This window comes from Streptomyces sp. NBC_01515, assembly GCF_045040345.1.
GTDB lineage: Bacteria > Actinomycetota > Actinomycetes > Streptomycetales > Streptomycetaceae > Streptomyces.
Map to the genome: position 1 here is coordinate 4,316,972 of NZ_CP109416.1, position 15,222 is coordinate 4,332,193.

The following is a 15,222-nucleotide window of genomic DNA, read 5'->3' on the forward strand; positions in this document are numbered from 1 at the left end:
CCGTCACCGTTACTGAATACAGGTAATCCACCCCGTAACCCCTGGTCCACCCCATCCGGACCAGGGGTTTTCGGCGCCTACTCGGCATCCGAACGCCTGTCCTTTAGTACCGCGTTGTCCGGATTTGTCGACGGACGTGTAACAGCGGTTAGGGACCGGATCCGGCGCGGGAAACCCCGTTGCATGAACCACAACACCCCGCTCTCCCCCCGCCCCCTCAGCCACCTCACCGAGGTGCACCGCCGTGTGCTGACGACGGTTCAGCTCCGGGCGCACGGCGTCCCGGCCGCCGAGGTGAACGAGCAGTGCCGTCCCGACGGGCCGTGGCAGCAACTCCTCCCCGGCGTCGTCCTGTTGCACTCCGGCCCGCCCACCGGCGAGGAGCGGCTGCACGCGGTGCTGATGTACGCGGCGCGGGAACGGACGGCGGGGGTCCCGGTCCAGCCCGGCGCGGAGGGCCCGCACCGCCCGACGTACACGGAGACGATGCTCACGGGCCTGGCGGCGCTGACCCTGCACGGCTTCACGTCGGCCCCGGAGCCGGCCTCCCTCCAGCAGATCGACGTCCTGGTCCCCCGGATGCGCCGGCTCCGCTCGACCGGCTGCGCCCGCATCGTCCGCACGGCGGCGCTCCCCACCCCGCAGCAGGTGAAGGGCGTACCGGTCGCGCCGGTGCCGCGGGCCCTCGCGGACGCGGTGGCCGAACTGTCGGACGCGAACGCGGTACGCGGGCTGCTCACCGAGGCGGTACGCGGCGGCCACTGCGAACCGGCCGCGGTGGTACGGGAGTTGAACAACGCCAAGCTGCTGAGCCGCCCGCACGTGGTGGACGCCGTGGACTCCCTCCTGGCGGAGGGCAGGGCAATCGCCGAGGACCGCCTCTACCGGATGGTGAGCGAGCACGGCCTCCCGGACCCGGTGTGGAACGTCGACCTGCGCCTGCCCGGCGGCCCGCACCTGGGCGGCCTGGACGCGTACTGGCCGGAACAGGCGGTCGCCGTAGAACTCGACACCCGCGCCCCGCGTCAGGACGAGGACGCGCTCTGGTCGGAGTACGCCCGCAAGCGCGAGCACCTGGAGCGGCTGGGCATCACGGTCGTCCACATCACCCCGAAGAAGCTCCGGGACGCGATGGAGCAACAGGCGGCGGTGGTCCGTACGGCGCTCATGGCGTCGGCGGACCGCGATCCGGCCGCGTATGTCGTGGTGCTGCCCCGGTAGTGACGGACCGGGGCGGGATCAGGAGGGGAGAGGAGGGGCCACCGGGGGTCGGTGGCCCCTCCTCGCACGTGCTTACAGGGGCTCGGGCAACGGCGGCGGGGCGGTGCTCGTCGTCGTGTGGCCCGCGTGGAGGCCGTCGATGAGGGCGGCGTAGGAGGCGATCATGCGCGTACGGCTGAAGCGTTCGCGGCTGCGGGCGTGGGCCTTGGCGAACTCCGTGCGGCCTACGACCGCCTCGGTCCAGGCCGACGCGACGGCGTCCGGGTCGGGGGGCGTGATGATGCCGTGCCCGGCGACGATGGACGCGCTGTCGCCGACGTCGGTGGAGACGGGTACGGCCCCGCACATCATGCCCTCGATGAGGCAGAGGGGCGCGGCCTCGCCGAAGGACGACGTCAGCGCGACGACGTCCGACCCGGCGTAGACGGTCTCCATGTCCCGCCGTACGCCGAGGAGATGGAGCCGGTCGGCGAGTCGCTCCCGGTCCTCCCCGAAGGCGTCGTCGATGTCGGCGGAGAGGGCGGGCTGGTTGTCGGCGGTCATGCCCGTGCCGCACATGAGGACGTGGCCGGCGGGTTCGCGCCGTAGCCACTCGTGGGCGGCGCGGAGGAAGAGCGGGATGTTCTTCATGGTGGCGTAGCGGGCGGCGAAGACGACGACGGGGGCGGCATCCGGAATCCCGAGGGAGGCGCGGAGGGCGAGCCGCCGGGCGGGGTCGGGACGGAAGCGGAACAGGTCGACGCCGTTGGGGATGACGTGGAGGACCTCGGGCGGGATGCCGGCGGCCTGGTAGGCGTCGCGGGTGGATTCCGCGCAGCAGACGGCGGCGACGACCTTGCCGTCGGCGATGGCGGCCTTCAGTTCGTCGAGGGCGGCGCCCTGGTGTTCGGGGTCCGAACGGTGCAGGCACACGACGACGGGGCGGCGGGGCAGGCCCGCCTGGTTGAGCAGGGAGAGCGGCTGCTCCTTGAGGGACAGGACGACGTCGGCGTCCGCGAGGGCGCGGGCCGCGTCGGCCAGCTCGGGTCCGGTGAATCCGCCGGTGACGGTCCCGTCCGGGTCCCGGTCACCGCCGAAGCTGCGGCCGAGGGTGGAGACGCCGACGCCGGCCGCGGTCAGCTGCTGGTAGCAGGCGTCGTTCTCCATGGCCTGCCGGGTTGCTTCTCGGTGTACTTCTCCGTGGATGCTGAGCACCGTATGGTGCTGGCCGCCCTCCACCAGTCCCAGTACGACGTCGCTGTGGACGATGCGGGCTCCTCCGGAGAAGAACCCCTCGTAGACCGACAGCACGTGCAGCTCGTGTCTAGCGCGCACACGACCACCCGCCTTGCATATGAATCGAGCCATCCCCGTGAACAGCGGGTTAGCCGTTATGAGGCGGCACGGACATTTCGTCCGAATGAACTGGGCGTCTCGTGTCTGGGTCCGGTTGGTTATCCGGGGGTCAATTGGTACGGGGGCCTACGGCGAGCTGGACGCGAACTGTCTTGCCGATGTCTCCCCGCGGAAACCAATCGAGGGATTCGGAGAGGGCGGAGACGACGAGAAGCCCGCGCCCGTTCTCTGCTCCGGGGGCCTGCCTGACCACGGGGAACGCCGGGGTCGGGTCCGACACGTCGATCGTCAGACCGGCGTTCTCTTCGTCTACGGCGACTCGCAGCCAGACCTCGTGCCCGGGGATCTTGCCGTGTCGTACGGCGTTGGCGACGAGCTCGGAGGTGACGAGGACGGCGTCGTCGATGTCACCGGGCCAGTTCCAGAGGGTGAGGCGGCGGCGGGTGTGGGTGCGGGCGAGGCGGACGCTGCGGGGGGTCATGGGGTAGCTCATGGACCAGTCGGGGGTGAGGAGGGTGGGGGGCATGAGGGTCCCTTTCGTGCGTGGGGTTGTTCAACCACGGTGACGGGAGGGGCCGTTCGACTTCAATCGAAACGCGGCTGATTAATCAGGCGGCTGTAAATTGGACTATGCCGAGTTCTGCACAACCGCCTGCGCGACCCCCGCACCGGATGTCACACTCTGCGCACGGCGATCAGCCGTACGTACACGGCCGGAGAGAGATGCACATGGCGGCGAAGCGCGGGCGCACTGCCCAACGCCTGGAACTCGGCTTGCAACTCCGCCAGTTGCGAGAGAACTGCGGCTTGGGCGACCGAGGTGGGGGCTTCACCCGCAAGCAGGCGGTCATGGGACTTCGAATCTCGGAGGCCTCATTGCAGCGGATCGAGTCGGGGTCCCTGAACTTCCGCAACGTGGGCGACCTGCGCAAGCTGCTGAACAAGTACGGGGTCACCGACGAGGAGGTCGTCGAGTCGCTGATCGGCCTCAACCGGGATTCAAATCAGCAGGATTGGCTGACGCAATACCGGGGGTTGATGCCAGCGGGGATGCCGGGATTCGTGGGGCTTGAGCCGGAGGCTCACTCCATGAAGGCGTACCACCCGACCCTGGTCTACGGCCTGCTCCAAACCGAGCGTTACGCACGTGCCGTCCATGAGGTGCAGAAGCCGATCGAGGAGTACACGACAGAGTTCATCCGCAGCAGCGTGGAGTTGCGCATGCTGCGCCAGAAGATCCTGACGCGGGAGAGTCCCGTCAAACTGCACGTCATCCTGGGGGAGGCCGCCCTGCGGTATCCGATCGGGGGTATCGACGTAATGCGGGAACAGTTCGCGCGCATCGAGGAATTGTCGGGATGGGACCACATCACTGTGCAGGTGCTGCCGTTCCGCCCCAGCTACCGCTCGATCAACGACTTCGCGATCCTCGACTTCGGCAACCAGCTGCCACCACGTGTCCAGGCCGACAGCGCCTGGGGTTCCGTATCCACCTCGGACAAGCCACGTGAAGTCGACCGGTTCGCGCGCCGTTTCAACGCCATGGCAGCATCAGCACTGCCACCCGAGGACACTCCGGAGTTCCTGCACCGCCTAGACCGAGAGCTGTAGGCCCATGAATCCGCGCCGCACCGCATCCGATATCGCCCCCGAGCACGCCTGGCTCAGGTCCTCCTACAGCGACGGCACCGGAAACAACTGCGTCGAACTCGCCCCGGAACAGGCCTGGTTCAAGTCCTCCTACAGCGACGCGGGCCAGAACTGCATCGAAGCCGCCCGCCTCACCCCCACCGGCATAGCGGTCCGCGACTCCAAGAACCCCACCGGCCCCGCACTGCTCCTCCCCGCGACGGCATGGACCCCCTTCGTCACCCAGTTCCGCGAGACGGACTCACGCGACTGACGAACGTCCGCCCTGTTCCGCGTCCCCCGGCTCGCCCCGGCCGTGCGCGGTGAAGACGAACGCCGACCTATCACCGTCCAGATCAATGGTCAGCGAAGCGTCCAACGCCTTGGCCAGCCGGGTGAGCAGGGGCAAGGCGGGTACGGAGTCGCCGCCCTCGATATTCGAAATCTGCGGCTGGGTCATCCCCACCCCGCGAGCCAATTCGGCCTGCGACAGACCGAGTTCGATCCGCTCGTAGAGTAGCCACAGCCGGACGACACCACCCACAGTGGACCCCGACGAGAGCAGTAGGCCGATGCCGACGCGCCCAACCGCCTCCGAACTCGCCCCGGCCCAGGGATGGTTAAAGTCCTCGTATAGCGACGCGGGCTCGAACTGCGCAGAAACCGCCCACCTCACCCCCACCGGCATAGCGGTCCGTGCGTCGGGATCACGCGACTGACCGACAGCCACACCCACCCCACAGAAATGTGACACTTCCGCGCCAACTGTCACACTTCCGCGCCCCACCCTTCCGGAGCGCCGACCGCCTCCCGCACCCGCCCGCGAGACCGGCTCACTCGACTGACGAAAGTCCGCCCCGCACATAGTGCCCCTGTTCACGATCGCCGCCTACGGGGCCGGAACCGTCTGCGGGCTCGCCTTCACGAGCCCGCTCGACGTGTGTGCGGACAGGGCCGGCGACGGCGGGACATGGACGCCGGGCGGGACTACAGCCTGACATCGGTGAGCGTGGACAGCTTCCCGCCGTCCGTCAGCCGCCACTGGACCAGCGGCCACAGCACCGAAGCGGTGTGGTTCTGGGCCTCGCCCCTGCTGTACGCGGGGCTGGCCTGCGCCGTCGCGTGCTCCGTCCTGTTGCTCGTCAACCGCTACAAGGACCGAAAGCCTCCTCGCGGTATCGAACTGGACGCATAGACGGCTCTCGACCTCGACACCGGTCCTGTTCCCGTTGGTCAGGCCGCCGGGCGCTCCTCAGCCGTACGCCTGCGCGGCCCGTACCGCTGGATGACCGGCGGGGCGTACGCCATGTCGAGGGTTCCGACGTCCGTGCCGGGCGGTGTCAACTCGTCGATCGCGTCGAGGAGTTCGTCGGACAGGACGGTTTCCGCGCCGGCGAGGGGGCTGTAGACCAGGGCGCCCATGCCGTAGCGCTCGCAGACCGGCAGCACCTCGCGCTCGATGCCCCGGTTGAGGATCGAGTACGTCGGCTGTTCCGTGCGGAAGCGGACCAGACCTCGCCGCTCCGCCACCCACTGCGTCTCGACGATGCCCGAGGCGGGCAAGGACGACGTGCCGACCGCCCTCACCTTGCCCGCGCGGTCGTGATCGGGATTGCCGATGGCGCCGAACAAGCGGAGCGGCGTTCCGGAACGCTATACGGAACGCTGTTCCGCTTACGCAAGAAGACCTCACTTACCGCAGAACTCCCCCACCACCACCGCCCCCGCGTCCCCCGACCAGTCCCCGTTGAAGTTGAACGCCAGGGAATGGCGGCCGTCCGCCGTCGTCACCGCCGCCGAGGACGAACCGTGGATGCCGCCGTCGTGGCCCCAGACGTGGACACCGCAGGGCAGGGTGATGTCGGCGAGGCCCAGGCCGTAGCGCGTGCCGTCGCTGTCGTCGCCCGTCGCCACCGTCGTCTTCATCTCCTTCAGTTGCTTCGCCGGGAGGAGCTTTCCGCCCAGCAGCGCGCCGTAGAAGCGGTCCAGGTCGGCCGAGTCGGAGATCATCGAGCCCGCCGAGGAGGCGATGGTCGGGTTCAAACGCGTGACGTCGTACGTCGGGCCCGTCGTCGCGTCCGCCAGCTTGCTGTAGGCGTGGCTGCTGGGCCGCGGGAGCGTGACCCGCGTGCCCGGGAGTGAAGTCGCCTTCAGGTGAAGGGGGTTGATGATGCGGCGGCGGATCTCCGTCTCGTACGAGTGGCCCGTGACCTTCTGGATCACCATCCCGGCCAGGACGTAGTTCGTGTTGGAGTAGTTCCACGACGTGCCCGGCGCGAAGTCCGGCTTGTGGGACATGGCGATCGCCACCAGGTCGGCCGGGGTCTTCGTGTCGTAACGGTGCTGGAAGAAGCCGTCCTTGGTGAAGTACGCGGTGCCGAAGTCGTCGTCCGCCGTGTAGTTGAAGATGCCGCTGGTGTGGTTCATGAGCTGGCGGACGGTGACCTTGCCGCCGTCGTTGCCGTTGCCCTCGACCACGCCCGGCAGCCATGTCGCCACCGTGTCGTCCAGCGACAGGCGTCCCTCCGCCTCCAGTTGGAGCAGCACCGTCGACACGAACGTCTTGGTGATGCTGCCCACCCGGTAACGGTCCTCGGCCGAACGCGGCTTGCCTGTACGGAGGTTGCCCACGCCGGCCGTCGTCGACCAGGTGGTGCCGCCGTCCCGCACGGTGGCCGTGACGCCGGGGACGCCGTCCTCCACGGCCGCCCGGAGAGCCTCCCGCGTCGCCGTGTGGTCCCGTCCGGCGGGCGCCGCCGTCGCGGGACCCGCCAGCGCCACCGACAGCGCCACCGCCGTCGCACCCATCACTACCGCGCGAACTGCCATGTCTTCCCCCTCTGTTGAGCCCGGTTCGGCTCGGTCGAGGGGAGGGACTCGGTCATCCGGTGCGAAGGTTGCCCGGGTCTACGCCAGTTGAGTGAGTTTCAGCCCTTCTTCAGGATCCGTCTTCTTCAGGATCCGCCCTTCTTGAGGAGCAGCTCCGTGTTGCGGTCCTTCGCTGCGCCGCCCAGCACCGTGCTGGAACCCGGTGCGTTGTACGACAGTTCGCGGTACAGGGCCGCGAGGCCGGTCTGGGTGAGGTCGGAGAAGTCGGTGCGGTGCGGGGCCGCGGACTCGATCAGCGTGGTGAAGAGGGACAGCGTGCCGTCCTTGTTGTCCACCAGCTCGATGACGCGGGCGAGTTGGGGATAGTCGACGTGCGAGGCGGTGGAGATCTCCCAGAAGCTGCGGCCGTCGGGCGCCGAGTGCGGGGTGATGACGTTGCGGTGGATGTGGCCGTTGACCCAGGCCAGCACGTTGGGGTGGCTGCCGAGGAGGGCGATGACGGCCGAGCCCTCGTAACGGCGCTCGGTGGGGTGCGCCGGGTCGGGGCGGGTGTTGTCCATCGTCTGGCTGGTGTGGTGGCTGAAGATCACCGCGTACGAGTCCTTGTTGTCACGGAGTGTCTTGTCCAGCCACCTCAACTGCGTTGCCCCGATGGACCCTTCGTAGTGGCCGCCCGCGTCCGTGGTGTCGAGGCTGATGCCGATCACGTCGTCGGCGATGCGGAACGCGTAGTACTGGGTGCCCGCGTCGACGTTCGCCGAGGAGTAGCCGTGGCCGACCGGGCCGAGGCCCTGGTAGGCCGGGTCGAGGTGGGCCTTGAGGTACTCGGCGGAGGTGTACGGGGCGCGGTTCTCGTCCGGCGTGATCGAGCGCGCGGAGCGGGCGTGCGCCTTGAGGAAGTCGCCGTAACCCGTGCCCTTGGGGTCCTTGGCGTCCCGGATCGAGTTCTGCAGCTTCTTCGCCTCGGCCGCCGTCGCGGTCATCAACTTCTTGCCGCCGATGGCGAGTTCGGTGAGGTACGGGTCCGCGTGCGAGCCGAAGCAGCCGAGCGGGAGCGCGTCGTGGTTGCCGACCGTCGAGTACCAGGGCAGGTTGAGGCCGGGGCTGCGGACCTCGCGGATCGCGGCGGCCAGGAAGCCCTGGAGGTGCGGGAAACCGACCTGCTTGTCGCCGTCGCGCACGGTGGAGTCGGGCTGCCAGTACAGCTTGAGGCCGCTGTTCTGGACGCCCTCGTAGTGGCGCGGGTCACCGGTGTTGGGGGTGAACCGGCCGCCGCTCATGATCTTCATGAACCATTCCAGCTCGGACTTGGCGTTGTTGTCCGTGTTGTCGCCGGTGGTCATCACGAAGTGCAGCGGGGAGCCGGTCACCGGGGCGCCGCGCAGCGCGTTGACCCGCTCGACCAGCGAGATCCCGCCCTGCACGGTCAGCGCCTCGTGCGGGCGCCAGGCGTGCTTGTCGGTCGAGCGCAGGTACTCCAGGCGCAGCGGGTGCTGGGTGTCCATCAGGTGCAGGTCGGTGAACTGCACGAACGACGCGAGTGCCGTACGGCGGCCCGCGCGCCCGGACTTGGCGTTGGCTAGGTCGCCGCGCACGACGCGCTTCCAGCCGGCGCCGTCGCCGAGCCGGCGGTAGCCGGAGCTGGTGCGCGGGGCGGCGACCGTGGCGAGGGTGGTGCCCTTGGTGTACGGGGCGAGGGGTGCGGCGGGTGCCACGCGGGAGTGCGCGACGGGTGCCTCGGCGGCGGCGTCCGCCGCGTCGGCGGTGGCTGTGGCGGCCTGGCTGTCGGTGGGCCGTAGGGCGTAGCCGACGCCCGCGGAGACGGACACGGCCGCGGTGGCGGCGAGGACGGTACGGCGGTTGACCCCCAGCGCGGAGCTGGCGACAGAGCGTGTGCGCGACATGGCGCGATCTCCCCGAGTACGAACTGCGTCGGCAGTGGTCGCGGGTGTTCGCGGCGATCGGTTTTCGATCGCGGTCGCGAACTTCCCGCTCGTACTGGATGCTTGGCATCGGGGATGACCTGCGCGTAAACGAGACGGCAACGCGTAGCGCCGATCACCGTACGTGGATCTTGGCGCCCCCTGTGCGTTCGTGAACGCTCGTCGAGCCGCCTGGAAGCGGCTACTCCGTGTTCATCTGCCGGGGTACTGAAGCTATTCCGGGACCCGTTCCACCCGTCCGACTGCCGGCCGCTCCCGCCACAGCCGCAGCGCCGCGTCGATCAGCCCGACCCGGGGCAGGCCGGGGACGTCGTCCAGCGGATGCCAGGCCGCCATGTCGGTCGACCCGCCGATCTCGTTGCGCAGCTCGCCGCCGACGATCCTGGCCTCGTAGACGAGCCGGAGGCCGTGCTGGTCCACCTTGCGGCGGTGGCGCCACGGGATGACATGGTGGATCGAGTCCATGCCGAGGAGACCGGTGACCTCGACTTGGTAGCCGGTCTCCTCCTCCAGTTCCCGTACGACCGTGTCGTTCGGGTGCTCGCCGTGGTCCATGCCGCCGCCGGGGAGTACCCATTCGTGGCCTCCGCCCGCGGCCGGTGAACGGGCCAGGAGGAGCTGACCTTCCCTGACGCAGACGGCGTAGGCGGCGACCCTCAGCTTTTGGCGCATCCGGAGACGTTAAGTGCTCTGTGGGAAGTGCCGCAATGTGTCGTTGGTCGGCTGCCGCGCCGTCGTGGCTGGTCGCGCAGTTCCCCGCGCCCCTGAAGGGGCGCTTAACGCGCCGGGGTTGGGTTGGCAGGGGAGTATTCGGGGGCGGACCAGCGGAGTGGGAGTGCGGCGGCGCTCTCGACTGCCTCGGTGACGGCGAAACGCACCCTGCGTTCGCCGTCCTGCCCGAACTCCGGCCTGGCCTCGCCGGTGAGTTGGAGGGTGGTGCCCGTGTTCCAGTCCAGGAAGAGGAGGCCCGCGCGGGGGTCGGCGAGCAGGTTGCCCAGGCTCAGGAACATGGCGTTGCCCGAGTAGTCCGGCCAGGTCAGCTCGTGGGCTGAAATCGCCTGCACGAAGCCCGGGTTGCCGCCCCGGTGGCTGGCGTCGGCGCCATGCTCGTGGACGGTGGCCAGGAAGAAGGTGTCGGCCGCCGCGATGAACTCGGCCTGGGCGGGGGTGAGTTCGCCGCCGCGCCGGGCGGCCGCGGGCTCGCGGCCGACGACCGTCTCGTAGGACTCCCTGCGCTGGATGTACTTGGGGCAGTTGGAGAACACCCGCTCCGCCTCGATCGCGAACCCCCTTGCGGTGGAACGGAGTTGACCGTCGACTCGCATACGGCGGCGGGTGCGGGGGTCGAGGGCGATCGTGCCGACCGGCAGGTCCCGTGCCTCGGCGAGTGCCGGGGTGAGGGGGTCGGCCGTGCGCGGTCCGCCGGTGATCGAGATCTGGTGGGGGCCCGTCGCACGGACGAAGCCGGGGGTGCCGGTGAGCGGGGAGGCCCACACCTTGCCCGTTGTCGGGTCCGCCGCGCCCAGGATCAGGAGGGGCTGGAGTTCGAGGAAGGCGGCGGCCACGGGTTTGATGCCCTGGCCGATGATCCTGCCGACGTGGTCGGCTAGTTCGCGTACCCCCGCCCGGTCCTGCACGGTGCGGGAGCCCGCGTGATAGGTCTCCATGGCCTCTAGGCCTCCATTGCTAGAAGAAGCCGCAGGTCGGGGCGTCTGCGCTCGGGGCCGGGGCGTCCTCCGCGCCGGTCGGCACCGAGATCTCCAGGCGGGTGCCGTCCGGGTCGTGGAAGAAGATGCCGCCCGAGGCCGCACCCTCGCCGTGGGCGACCACGCCCTCGTACGCGAACTCGGCGCCGTGGGCCTTGAGCGCCTCCTCGTACCGCCGGACGCGCTCGATCGAGTCGGCCGCGAACGCCAGGTGGTGCAGACCGGCGCGGTCGCTGTCGTACGGCCCCTGCGCCTGCTGCCAGAGGGTGAGGACGGGGCGGCCGTCGCCTTCGCCGTCGCCCAGGAACGCGTACCGGCGGTCGTCCTCCTTACCCTCGGCGAGGACCGCGAAGCCGAGGACGTCGCGGTAGAAGGTGAGCGAGCGGTCGAGGTCGGTGACGTTCAGGCCGATGTGGCCGAGGTTCAGGGTCATGCGAAGCCCTCCCAAAATCTAACCGTTGTGAGTGACGTTAATGGTTAGAGTTAGGGGCGTCAACCGGTCACGTACTCTTGACCGGTTAGATCAGAAGAGAGGCACCCGATATGCCGAAGCCCCAGTCGAAGCCGACGCCCCTCGTCGAGGACCCCCGGCCGCTCATCGGCGAGCCGCTCGCGCTCGACCTGCTCAACACGTGGTGGATGCGGGACGGAGTCCTGCAGGATCTGCTCGCGGTCCCGGGCGGGCTCGCCGTGTGGCTCCGGTCGAACGGGCTCGACGAGCGGTTCGCGGCCGACACGATCACCCTGACGCACGTCAACATCACGCGCGGCGCACTGAAGACGGCCCTCGACGACGGCCGCACGGACGACCTCGACGCCGTGCTCGGCATGGGACGCATCCGCGCCACCCTCACCGCCGACGGGCCCGGCGAGGTGCCCGAGTTCCAGGACCCCAGGTGGGGGCCCGGCTGGCTGGCCGCCCGCAGTTATCTGGAGCTGCTCTCCACCGCCCCGGACCGCATCCGCCGCTGCGCCCACGAGGCGTGCGTCCTGCGCTTCTTCGACACATCGCGGAACGGCACCCGCCGCTGGTGCTCGATGGCGGCCTGCGGCAACCGCGCGAAGGCGTCCCGCCACTACGCACGTTCGAGCCCCCCGAGCGAATAGGGGGTTTTCCCCATACGTTCATAGCGTTTCGGTCAACACTTCCCAAACAACCGTCCCTTGGGTAAAGCTGTGCCCTCGTCCGGCACTGGATTCTTCACCTACAAGGGATGCCGATGACCCTCTCCCACCAGAGACGCGTGGCCCGAATATCCGTGGCCGCCGGTCTCGTCGCCGCGCTCTCCGCGGCCGGGCCGATACCCATGGCCTTCTCCGCCGACTCACCGTCCGCCACCACGCCCGCGGACGGCACGGTCAAGTCCGCCGCCGCCAAACTCGGTTCGGACGACGCCGACCTGCTCGCCACGGCCAAGGCCGACGGCGACAAGAACGTCACGATGATGATCGCCACCGCGCCGGGCGCGACCGAGCAGGTCGCCCAGCAGCTGGACGCGGTCAAGGGCGGCTCCGTGGGCCGCACCTACGACAAGCTCGGCTACGTCCGCGCCACCGTCCCCACCGGCAGGGCGGACTCGGCGATCGCCGCCGCCGCGAAGCTGTCCTCGGTGCAGGCCATCGACCTCCGCCAGGAGATCGCCCTCGACGACCCGACGCCGAGCGCGGACACCGCGAAGGGCGCCAAGAGCGCCAACAAGGCCACGGCGACGACCACTTACCCGGCGCCGAACAAGAACACCCCCGCCGAGAACCCGTACAACCCGTCCTTCGAGACGGGCGCCGTCGACTTCGTGAAGAAGAACCCGAAGGCGGACGGCCGCGGCATCACCATCGGCATCCTCGACTCCGGCGTCGACCTCGGCCACCCGGCGCTGCAGAAGACCACCACCGGCGAGCGCAAGATCGTCGACTGGGTCACCTCGACCGACCCGATCGTCGACGGCGACCAGACCTGGCGCCCGATGGTGACGGCCGTCTCCGGCCCCAACTTCACCTACGGCGGCACGAGTTGGACGGCGCCGACGGGGTCGTACGAGATCAGCACGTTCAAGGAGTCGTACACCACCGGCGGTGACGCGGCGGGCGACGCGAACCGTGACGGCGACACCACCGACTCGTGGGGTGTCCTGTACGACCCGGCGGCCGGCACGGTGACGGTCGACCTGAACAACAACCAGAACTTCAGCGACGACACCCCGATGAAGCCGTACAAGGACGGTTACCAGATCGGCTACTTCGGGACCGACAACCCGGCGACGGACGTCGTCGAGCGGCAGCCGTTCGTCGTGCAGATCAGCAAGGACGTCCCGATGGACCCGTACGGCGGGTCCTGGGTCGGCAAGACCGCCGACTTCGTCAACATCGGGGTCATCGAGTCCGAGCACGGCACGCACGTCGCCGGTATCACCGCGGCCAACGGCCTGTTCGGCGGCAAGATGAACGGCGAGGCGCCGGGCGCGAAGCTCGTCTCCTCGCGCGCCTGCACCTGGACCGGCGGCTGCACCAACGTGGCGCTCACCGAGGGCATGATCGACCTCGTCGCCAACCGCGGTGTCGACATCGTCAACATGTCGATCGGCGGCCTGCCCGCGCTGAACGACGGCAACAACGCGCGCGCCGCGCTGTACACGCGCCTCATCGACACCTACGGCGTGCAGCTCGTGATCTCGGCCGGCAACTCCGGTCCGGGCGCCAACACGATCGGCGACCCCGGACTGGCCGACAAGGTGATCTCGGTCGGCGCCTCGATCTCGAAGCAGACCTGGGCGGCCAACTACGGCTCCCAGGTGGAGAAGAAGTACCAGCTGCTGCCGTTCTCCTCGCGCGGTCCGCGTGAGGACGGCGGCTTCACGCCGACGCTCGTCGCGCCAGGCGCCGCGATCAACTCGACCCAGACCTGGCTGCCGGGTTCCCCGGTCCCCGAGGCGGGTTACACGCTGCCGGCCGGCTACTCGATGCTCCAGGGCACCTCGATGGCCTCCCCGCAGGCAGCCGGTGCCTCGGCGCTGCTGCTGAGCGCCGCCAAGCAGAAGCACATCGCCCTCACCCCGGCGAGCCTGCGCACGGCGCTGACCTCAACCGCCGATCACATCAAGGGTGTTCAGGCGTACGAGGAGGGCGCGGGCCTCATCAACATCGTGGACGCGTGGAAGTCCATCAGGGACGGCGCCACGTCTCACGAGTACACGGTGAAGGCTCCCGTCGACACCGCGATCGACTACGCGCTGAAGACCCCGGGCTTCGGCACGGGACTGTACGACCGCGAGGGCGGCCTCAAGGCCGGTGCGAAGAAGACGTACGACATCACCATCACGCGAACCACCGGTGCGGACAAGGCGGTTCGGCACGAGCTGCACTTCGGGAACAACGCCGGTGACACCTTCCGGATCGTCGGCCCGGACGAGGTCAAGCTCCCGCTGAACCGGCCGGTGACGGTCAAGGTGCAGGCGGCGCCCAGGAGTTCGGGCATCAAGAGCGCGATCCTGGAGGTCGACGACCCGAAGACCGAGGGGATCGACAAGCAGATCCTCACGACGGTCGTGGTCGCCTCGCCCGTCAACTACACCTACTCCACCGCGAGTTCGGTGCAGCGCAACAGCACCCGGTCGTACTTCGTGACCGTCCCCGCGGGCGCCAAGGCCCTTGAGGTCGCGATCAGCGGGCTGAAGGACAAGAGCCAGACGCGGTTCATCTCGATCCACCCGTACGGCGTTCCGGTCGAGGACACGGGCACCCCGTACTGCTACAACAACTACCTGAACGGCAACGGCTGCAAGCCCGACGTGCGGTCGTACGCCGACCCGCAGGCCGGGGTCTGGGAGATCGAGGTCGAGGCGCGCCGCACCTCGCCGCTGCTCGACAACCCGTACAAGCTGGACGCCACCGTCCTCGGCGCGGCCTTCGACCCGGAGACCGTGACCGTGCCCGAGGCGAAGGTCGGCGTCCCGGCCACCGCCTCCTGGAAGGTGACGAACAACTACGCGGCCCTCACCGGCACGTTGAAGGGCGGCCCGCTCGGCTCCTCGCTGACCGCGCGGCCCACCGTCACCGAGGGCGTCACCCAGACCACCACGGTCGACGTCCCCGCCGGCGCCACGTCCCTGGACGTCGCGATCGGCAACGTGTCGGACACGGCGGCGGACCTGGACCTGACGGTGAAGAACGCCGCCGGGACGGTCGTCGGCACCTCCGCCGACGGCGACTCGGAGGAGGCCGTCTCCATCGCCAACCCGGCCGCCGGTACCTACACCGTCGAGGTCGCGGGCTACTCGGTGCCGTCCGGCTCGACCGCGTACGACTACCGGGACGTGTTCTTCTCCCCGGCGCTCGGCACGGTCACCGTCGACGGTTCGACGCCGGTGAAGCTCGCCACGGGCGCCTCGGCGACGGTCTCGGGCAGTGTCACCGCGCTGGCCCCGGCTCCCGAGGGACGCGAGTTCTTCGGCCAGGTCCAGCTGGTCAACGCCCGCGGCACGGTCGCGGGGCTGGGCAGCGTGAAGATCGAGAAGGTCACGTCGTAGCCCTGACAGGGATACGGCGGTGAGGGGGCGGGCGTC

General features: G+C 69.4%; 14 protein-coding genes and 2 pseudogenes. 7 read left to right on the forward strand and 9 right to left on the reverse strand.

All coding sequences use genetic code 11. From position 1 onward, the window contains the following. The first annotated feature begins 183 nt into the window (after window positions 1-183). A complete protein-coding gene (locus OG407_RS19110; protein WP_405859567.1) occupies window positions 184-1,221 on the forward strand; it encodes a hypothetical protein in 1,038 nt (345 codons plus the stop codon). Window positions 1,222-1,293: 72 nt separating this feature from the next. On the opposite strand, the gene OG407_RS19115 is transcribed toward OG407_RS19110, so the two are convergent. Then, on the reverse strand, window positions 1,294-2,511 hold the full coding sequence (locus OG407_RS19115) for a glycosyltransferase (RefSeq protein WP_405868489.1): 1,218 nt from the start codon (window positions 2,509-2,511) through the stop codon (window positions 1,294-1,296). Between the two features lie 154 nt (window positions 2,512-2,665). After that, window positions 2,666-3,082, reverse strand: a complete 417-nt coding sequence (locus OG407_RS19120) for an ATP-binding protein (RefSeq protein WP_405859569.1) — start codon at window positions 3,080-3,082, stop codon at window positions 2,666-2,668. Between the two features lie 203 nt (window positions 3,083-3,285). On the opposite strand from OG407_RS19120, the gene OG407_RS19125 reads away from it, so the two are divergent. Further along, entirely contained in the window at window positions 3,286-4,167 is an 882-nt protein-coding gene (locus OG407_RS19125; RefSeq protein WP_405859571.1) for a helix-turn-helix domain-containing protein, read from the forward strand. A gap of 4 nt (window positions 4,168-4,171) precedes the next feature. Then, window positions 4,172-4,459, forward strand: coding sequence for a DUF397 domain-containing protein (locus tag OG407_RS19130; RefSeq protein ID WP_405859573.1), 288 nt, complete (start codon window positions 4,172-4,174; stop codon window positions 4,457-4,459). Here OG407_RS19130 and OG407_RS19135 read toward each other — a convergent pair. Next, window positions 4,448-4,693, reverse strand: a pseudogene (locus tag OG407_RS19135) (helix-turn-helix transcriptional regulator); the annotation flags it as partial. The gene OG407_RS19130 and the pseudogene OG407_RS19135 sit on opposite strands and share 12 nt — an antisense overlap. Window positions 4,694-4,757: 64 nt before the next feature. Between OG407_RS19135 and OG407_RS19140 the strand changes: the two are divergent. Continuing rightward, a complete protein-coding gene (locus OG407_RS19140; protein ID WP_405868491.1) occupies window positions 4,758-4,904 on the forward strand; it encodes a DUF397 domain-containing protein in 147 nt (48 codons plus the stop codon). A gap of 284 nt (window positions 4,905-5,188) precedes the next feature. Beyond that, window positions 5,189-5,380, forward strand: a complete 192-nt coding sequence (locus tag OG407_RS19145; RefSeq protein ID WP_405859575.1) for a hypothetical protein — start codon at window positions 5,189-5,191, stop codon at window positions 5,378-5,380. A 38-nt stretch (window positions 5,381-5,418) separates the two neighbouring features. Here OG407_RS19145 and OG407_RS19150 read toward each other — a convergent pair. From OG407_RS19150 to OG407_RS19175, 6 genes and pseudogenes are all read right to left on the reverse strand, one after another. Next, window positions 5,419-5,784: pseudogene (locus OG407_RS19150) on the reverse strand (aldo/keto reductase); the annotation flags it as partial. 90 nt (window positions 5,785-5,874) lie between these two features. Further along, window positions 5,875-6,993, reverse strand: coding sequence for a serine hydrolase domain-containing protein (locus tag OG407_RS19155; RefSeq protein ID WP_405868493.1), 1,119 nt, complete (start codon window positions 6,991-6,993; stop codon window positions 5,875-5,877). 146 nt (window positions 6,994-7,139) lie between these two features. Then, window positions 7,140-8,918 carry a TIGR03767 family metallophosphoesterase gene (locus OG407_RS19160; protein WP_405859577.1) on the reverse strand — a complete coding sequence of 593 codons (1,779 nt, stop codon included), beginning with the start codon at window positions 8,916-8,918 and terminating at the stop codon, window positions 7,140-7,142. A 252-nt stretch (window positions 8,919-9,170) separates the two neighbouring features. After that, window positions 9,171-9,629, reverse strand: coding sequence for an NUDIX hydrolase (locus tag OG407_RS19165; protein ID WP_405859579.1), 459 nt, complete (start codon window positions 9,627-9,629; stop codon window positions 9,171-9,173). 104 nt (window positions 9,630-9,733) lie between these two features. Beyond that, window positions 9,734-10,624: a pyridoxamine 5'-phosphate oxidase family protein gene (locus OG407_RS19170; protein WP_405859581.1), complete on the reverse strand. Its 891-nt coding sequence runs from the start codon at window positions 10,622-10,624 to the stop codon at window positions 9,734-9,736. 19 nt (window positions 10,625-10,643) lie between these two features. Next, window positions 10,644-11,096 (reverse strand): VOC family protein, encoded by a 453-nt coding sequence (locus OG407_RS19175; protein WP_405859583.1) that lies wholly within the window; start codon window positions 11,094-11,096, stop codon window positions 10,644-10,646. A 110-nt stretch (window positions 11,097-11,206) separates the two neighbouring features. Between OG407_RS19175 and OG407_RS19180 the strand changes: the two genes are divergently transcribed. Further along, the gene (locus OG407_RS19180; RefSeq protein ID WP_405859585.1) at window positions 11,207-11,770 is read left to right on the forward strand and encodes a CGNR zinc finger domain-containing protein; all 564 of its coding nucleotides are present in this window, start codon (window positions 11,207-11,209) and stop codon (window positions 11,768-11,770) included. Window positions 11,771-11,883: 113 nt separating this feature from the next. Further along, on the forward strand, window positions 11,884-15,186 hold the full coding sequence (locus OG407_RS19185; protein WP_405859587.1) for a S8 family serine peptidase: 3,303 nt from the start codon (window positions 11,884-11,886) through the stop codon (window positions 15,184-15,186). Window positions 15,187-15,222 lie beyond the last annotated feature (36 nt).

Excerpts from the sequence above, each read along its gene's own strand:
- OG407_RS19170 (WP_405859581.1), bottom strand. The coding sequence starts at position 10,624 with ATGGAGACCTATCACGCGGGCTCCCGCACCGTGCAGGACCGGGCGGGG.
- OG407_RS19165 (WP_405859579.1), bottom strand. The coding sequence starts at position 9,629 with ATGCGCCAAAAGCTGAGGGTCGCCGCCTACGCCGTCTGCGTCAGGGAA.
- OG407_RS19140 (WP_405868491.1), top strand. The coding sequence starts at position 4,758 with ATGCCGACGCGCCCAACCGCCTCCGAACTCGCCCCGGCCCAGGGATGG.
- OG407_RS19160 (WP_405859577.1), bottom strand. The coding sequence starts at position 8,918 with ATGTCGCGCACACGCTCTGTCGCCAGCTCCGCGCTGGGGGTCAACCGC.
- OG407_RS19155 (WP_405868493.1), bottom strand. The coding sequence starts at position 6,993 with ATGGGTGCGACGGCGGTGGCGCTGTCGGTGGCGCTGGCGGGTCCCGCG.
- OG407_RS19180 (WP_405859585.1), top strand. The coding sequence starts at position 11,207 with ATGCCGAAGCCCCAGTCGAAGCCGACGCCCCTCGTCGAGGACCCCCGG.
- OG407_RS19130 (WP_405859573.1), top strand. The coding sequence starts at position 4,172 with ATGAATCCGCGCCGCACCGCATCCGATATCGCCCCCGAGCACGCCTGG.
- OG407_RS19110 (WP_405859567.1), top strand. The coding sequence starts at position 184 with ATGAACCACAACACCCCGCTCTCCCCCCGCCCCCTCAGCCACCTCACC.
- OG407_RS19120 (WP_405859569.1), bottom strand. The coding sequence starts at position 3,082 with ATGCCCCCCACCCTCCTCACCCCCGACTGGTCCATGAGCTACCCCATG.
- OG407_RS19175 (WP_405859583.1), bottom strand. The coding sequence starts at position 11,096 with ATGACCCTGAACCTCGGCCACATCGGCCTGAACGTCACCGACCTCGAC.
- OG407_RS19185 (WP_405859587.1), top strand. The coding sequence starts at position 11,884 with ATGACCCTCTCCCACCAGAGACGCGTGGCCCGAATATCCGTGGCCGCC.
- OG407_RS19125 (WP_405859571.1), top strand. The coding sequence starts at position 3,286 with ATGGCGGCGAAGCGCGGGCGCACTGCCCAACGCCTGGAACTCGGCTTG.